This window comes from Bradyrhizobium sp., from assembly GCF_049581145.1.
GTDB lineage: Bacteria > Pseudomonadota > Alphaproteobacteria > Rhizobiales > Xanthobacteraceae > Bradyrhizobium.
In genome coordinates, this window is the sequence record NZ_JBAURI010000950.1 from 1 (window position 1) to 5,140 (window position 5,140).

The 5,140-nt window shown below is 63.3% G+C and carries 5 protein-coding genes; all 5 read left to right on the forward strand.

Going from position 1 to position 5,140, the window contains the following annotated elements:
- The coding region (locus WCB02_RS30915) for a branched-chain amino acid ABC transporter permease (protein WP_423964059.1) at positions 1 to 972 on the forward strand (972 nt) is incomplete at its 5' end.
- A complete protein-coding gene (locus tag WCB02_RS30920) occupies positions 969 to 1,721 on the forward strand; it encodes an ABC transporter ATP-binding protein (RefSeq protein WP_423964061.1) in 753 nt (250 codons plus the stop codon). The genes WCB02_RS30915 and WCB02_RS30920, both read left to right, overlap by 4 nt.
- Entirely contained in the window at positions 1,714 to 2,469 is a 756-nt protein-coding gene (locus WCB02_RS30925; protein ID WP_423964063.1) for an ABC transporter ATP-binding protein, read from the forward strand. The genes WCB02_RS30920 and WCB02_RS30925 overlap by 8 nt, the downstream gene beginning before the upstream one ends.
- A gap of 152 nt (positions 2,470 to 2,621) precedes the next feature.
- Complete coding sequence (locus WCB02_RS30930) at positions 2,622 to 3,740, forward strand: cobalamin-independent methionine synthase II family protein (protein ID WP_423964065.1); 1,119 nt, start codon at positions 2,622 to 2,624, stop codon at positions 3,738 to 3,740.
- A 104-nt stretch (positions 3,741 to 3,844) separates the two neighbouring features.
- Positions 3,845 to 4,321 carry a hypothetical protein gene (locus tag WCB02_RS30935; protein WP_423964067.1) on the forward strand — a complete coding sequence of 159 codons (477 nt, stop codon included), beginning with the start codon at positions 3,845 to 3,847 and terminating at the stop codon, positions 4,319 to 4,321.
- The last annotated feature ends 819 nt before the right edge of the window (positions 4,322 to 5,140 follow it).

Consider the following 5,140-nt stretch of genomic DNA (forward strand, 5'->3'; position numbering starts at 1 on the left):
GAACTGTTGTTCTGGCTGCTGGCGCTCGCCTGCGCGTTCGCCTTTCCGTCCCGCTATCTGATCATGACCGACATCGTGCGGCTCGGGCTGTTCGCGCTGTCGCTCGACCTGATCCTCGGCTATGCCGGCATCGTCTCGCTCGGCCACGCCGCCTTTTTTGGCACTGGCGCCTATGCCGCCGGCCTGCTTGCGGTGCACGGCGTGATTTCCGAGCCGGTGATTGCGCTGATCGCCGCGGGCCTCGTCGCGATGGTGCTCGGGTTTTTGACCAGCTTCCTGGTGATCCGCGGCGCCGATCTGACCCGCCTGATGGTGACGCTCGGGATTGCGCTGTTGCTCGAGGCGCTCGCCGAGCGCTTCTCGGATATCACCGGTGGCACTGACGGCCTGCAGGGCATCGAGATGCAGCCGATTTTCGGCGTGTTCGCGTTCGACATGTTCGGCAAGACCGGCTTCTTCTACGCTCTCGCGGTGCTGTTCCTGCTGTTCCTGCTGGCGCGCCGCATCGTGCATTCACCGTTCGGCCTGTCGCTGCGCGCGATCCGCAATAATCCGCTGCGGGCGGCCGCGATCGGTATTCCCGTCAACAAGCGGTTGATTGCCGTCTACACGCTGTCGGCGTTCTACGCCGGAATCGCCGGCGCGCTGTTCACCCAGACCACCGCGCTGGCATCGCTGGACGTGTTCGCGTTCGAGCGCTCCGCCGATCTGATGCTGGTGCTGGTGATCGGCGGCACCGGCTATCTCTATGGCGGACTGATCGGCGCCGTGGTGTTCCGGCTGCTGCAGGAGGTGTTTTCGGCGCTGACGCCTGAGTACTGGCAGTTCTGGATCGGGCTGGTGCTCGTGATCATCGTGCTGGTCGGCCGCCAGCGCCTGCATCGCTGGGTGCTGTGGCTGCCCAATCTCGTCATCATCCAGTTCGTCGGACGCAAGGCCGCAATGGTGCTGCCGGAAAGCGATCTGCCATGACGTTCGCTCTGGAAACACGAGCGCTGGAAAAGCAATTCGACGGGCTGAAGGTGACCCGGGACCTGTCCCTGAAAATTGCTTCCGGCGCGCGCCATGCGCTGATCGGCCCGAACGGCGCCGGCAAGACCACCGTCATCAACTTGCTCACCGGCGTGCTCCGGCCAAGCGGCGGCCGCATCCTGCTGGAAGGCCACGACATCACCGAGTTTTCGGTGCACAAGCGGGTGTTGCGCGGCCTGTCCCGCACCTTCCAGATCAATCAGCTCTATGCCGACTTGACCCCGCTCGAAACCATCGGGCTCGCGGTCTCCGAGCGGCTCGGCCGCGGCGGCGACTGGTGGCGGCGCATGGGCACGCGCGACGATGTCAATTCCGAGATCACCGAAACGCTCGGCCGCTTCCGGCTGCTCGACGTCATGAACGAACTGACCTCGACCTTGCCCTATGGCAAGCAGCGCCTGCTCGAGATCGCGCTCGCGATCGCGGCCAAGCCGCGCGTGCTGCTGCTCGACGAGCCCGCCGCCGGCGTGCCGGAAGGCGAGCGCAAGGACATCCTGGCTGCAGTAGCGGCGCTGCCGCGCGACGTCACCGTGCTCTTGATCGAGCACGACATGGACCTGGTGTTCTCCTTTGCCGATCGCATCTCGGTCCTGGTCGCAGGCGCCCTGCTGGTCGAAGGCCCGCCCGAAGACGTCGCGCGCGATCCCCAGGTCAGGGCGGTCTATCTCGGCGAGGCCGCCCATGTCTGATCTACTGAAGTCTGATCTGCTGAAGCCTGATCTACCGAAGCATGATCTGTTGGTCATTGAAAGCCTACGCGCCGGCTATGGCGAGGCCGTGGTGCTGTCCGACATGTCGCTTAGCCTGGGCGACGGCCAGGTGCTGGCGCTGCTCGGCCGCAACGGCACCGGCAAGACCACGCTGATCAATTCGATCGTCGGCGTCACCCGCCGCTTCGGCGGCAAGGTGATGCTTGCCGGGACCGACATCACCTCATTGCGTCCAGACCAGCGGGCGCGGGCCGGTATTGGCTGGGTACCACAGGAGCGCAACATCTTCCGCTCGCTGACGGTGGAAGAGAACATGACCGCGGTGGCGCAGAAGGGGCCCTGGACGGTCGCAAAAGTCTACCAGATGTTTCCGCGGCTGAAGGAGCGGCGCGGCAATTTCGGCAACCAGCTTTCCGGCGGCGAGCAACAGATGCTGGCGATCGGGCGTGCGCTGACGCTCAATCCGAAAGTGCTGCTGTTGGACGAGCCGACCGAGGGGCTGGCGCCGATCATCGTCGAGGAGCTGCTGCGGGCGATCGGCATGATCACGCGCTCGGGCGGCATCTGTTCGGTCATCGTCGAGCAGCACGCCCGCAAGATTTTGGGGCTTGCCGACCGCGTCGTGATCCTGGAGCGTGGGCGCATCGTTCACGACGCTTCGAGCAGCGCCTTGAAGGCCGATCCCGCCACGCTGGAACGCTATCTCGGCGTGGCCGGAAAGTCCTGACAATGCGAGCCCGGCATGGCTGGAATCGTCAACGTCGAAGCAATGCTGTTGGCTTTGCCACTTCCTGTGGTATCCCCGGCCGGCTTCGGTGCGCTCGCAGAGGCGATCAGAATTAGTGTACCTGAGCTGACTGATTTTCGGGGAGTGAAACCATGCAGAGAACCAGACCGCCATTTCGTGCCGACGAGGTCGGCAGCCTGTTGCGACCGCCACGCATCAAGGAGGCACGCGCCAAGCTGGCGAAGGGTGAAATCGGCCCGGAGGAGCTGCGCAAGGCCGAGGATCTCGAGATCGAGAAGGTCGTGCACCGGCAGGCCTCGACCGGGTTGAAGCTCGCGACCGATGGCGAGTTTCGCCGCTCATGGTGGCATTTCGATTTCCTCAGCAAGCTGACCGGCTGCGAGCTATTTCATCCCGAGGCAGGCATCCAGTTCGCGGGCGTCGAGACCAGGCACGACGCGGTGCGTGTGATCGGCAAGCTCGACTTTCCCGCCGACCATCCGATGCTCGATCATTTCAGATTCCTGAAAAAGCATGCGGATATCGCCCACGTCACGGCCAAGATGACGATCCCCTCGCCGGCGGTGCTGCATTTCCGCGGCGGCCGCAAGGCGATCTCGAACGAGGTCTATCCCGATCTCGAAGCCTTCTTCGAGGATCTGGCCAAGACCTACCGCAAGGCGGTGAAGGCGTTCTACGACGCCGGCTGCCGCTATCTGCAGTTCGACGACACGGTCTGGGCCTATCTCTGCTCGCAGGAGGAGTTGAACAAGGCGCGCGAGCGCGGCGACAACCCGGACGGCCTGCAGCAGATCTACGCGCGCATCATCAATTATGCGATCGCCGAGCGGCCGGCGGACATGGTCATCACCACGCATGTCTGCCGCGGCAATTTCCGCTCCACCTGGATTTCCTCCGGCGGCTACGAGCCGGTGGCCGAGACCATGCTGGCCGGCACCAATTACGACGGCTATTTCCTGGAATATGATTCCGATCGCGCCGGCGGCTTCGAGCCGTTGCGCTTTCTGCCGAAGGGCAACAAGGTCGTCGTGGTCGGCGTCATCACCTCGAAATTCGGCGAGCTCGAGAAGAACGACGACATCAAGCGGCGGCTGCAGGAGGCGGCAAGGTTCGTGAACCTCGAGCAGCTCGCGCTGTCGCCGCAATGCGGTTTCGCCTCGACGGAGGAGGGCAACGTGCTCTCCGAGGAGGAGCAGTGGGCCAAGCTCCGGCTTGCGGTCGAAATCGCCGAGGAGGTGTGGGGCAGGTAGGTCGTTCGCTCTCGTCCCGCCGGCGCGCAACAACGATCAAGCCTGCCGCGAGGCCGGCAGGTCAGGCTCTGTTCGAGCGTTGACGCCGGCCAGCGGGGAGCCAGATGGCGCATGCGTGCAGATTCATCGTCGTGATCGCTCTTTGTCTTGCGCCGACGCTGGCGCGCGGCGCAGGGTCTCGGTTCATCGATGTTCCCGCCGGTGCCGACGGCCCGGCGATTCATGGCGCTCTCTGGTATCCCTGCGCGAGGCCGCCGGCAGAGATCGATCTCGGCAGGATCACCTTGCCGGGCGTGAGGGGTTGTCCGCTGGCGGGCAAGGGATTGCCGCTTATCATGGTCTCGCATGGCCGGACCAGTTCCTTTGTCATGCATCACGACGCCGACGAGGTGCTGGCCGACGCCGGCTTCGATCTCGCGATCATGGTCGAGCGGCCGACCGACATCAGGCGCGCGATCGTATTTCTGCGGCCAGATCACCTCACCAACCGGGCAATTGCGCGAGATCAGCATCGAAGCGCAGCGGATCGCGCAGAGCGTCAGGGCTTATATGGGACATCGCGCTTGAAGCGCGTGGCTTGACGCGTCAATCGCGAATAGCCTTCAGACGGGATTGATTCGTCCAGCAGGATGGCGATCGACTGCTGATTGAAGAACTGCTCGCGACACGGCCTTTCAGGTTGAAGGATGCCTACCCCATCTCTGCGCACCACTCTACGGACGGTCGAATTGGTGTCCATCCAGAAGCCTGCTGGCCAAACGCACAGAGCCAAGCCTTGAACGATCAAGCCTTGAATAATCAAGCCTTCGGTGAGGGGGCCTCGCCGCTTTTTGCGCGGGGCGCGGCATGGAGGTCGAGGAGCCCATCCGTTTCCGGACCTGGCAGACACGTCGTGAAAGCTCGCCGGGATGATCTCTCGTCGCGCACGCGGGTCAGAGACTGCGGCTGTTTGAGCGGGGCGTGCCTATGGGGGCGACAGCGCATCGGGGGATTTGCGGCCGTTGGGTGATCAAGGGGGTTCATAGCCGCCCAGCCCTTCGATCAATTTCGGCAAATTCCCCGTAAAGCCACGGGGACTTAATGGCGGCATCGCGGCTTTTCGGGGTCGGGCTCTAGGCCAGTCATCGCGCTATCGCAAATGACGAAAACAGTATTATAATCAATGACTTAAATCGACCTTAGAGCGAGCGCGCCTGAACGATTCACCGGAAGTTGGAGCGAGACATCGCAATGATTTTTCTCACAAGCCGTTTTTTTGCAACCCGTTTTTTCACAAGCCTTGCCGTCGTCCTGTTGGCCGTTTTGGCGCTCGTCGATTCGACGACCGCTCGACCCCTCCGGTTGAAGAACTCGGGTTTAGAGGTGCAGATGCGGGACAAGCTCAACGCCTGGACCATCGG

Excerpts from the sequence above, each read along its gene's own strand:
- WCB02_RS30920 (WP_423964061.1), top strand. The coding sequence starts at position 969 with ATGACGTTCGCTCTGGAAACACGAGCGCTGGAAAAGCAATTCGACGGG.
- WCB02_RS30925 (WP_423964063.1), top strand. The coding sequence starts at position 1,714 with ATGTCTGATCTACTGAAGTCTGATCTGCTGAAGCCTGATCTACCGAAG.
- WCB02_RS30930 (WP_423964065.1), top strand. The coding sequence starts at position 2,622 with ATGCAGAGAACCAGACCGCCATTTCGTGCCGACGAGGTCGGCAGCCTG.
- WCB02_RS30935 (WP_423964067.1), top strand. The coding sequence starts at position 3,845 with ATGGCGCATGCGTGCAGATTCATCGTCGTGATCGCTCTTTGTCTTGCG.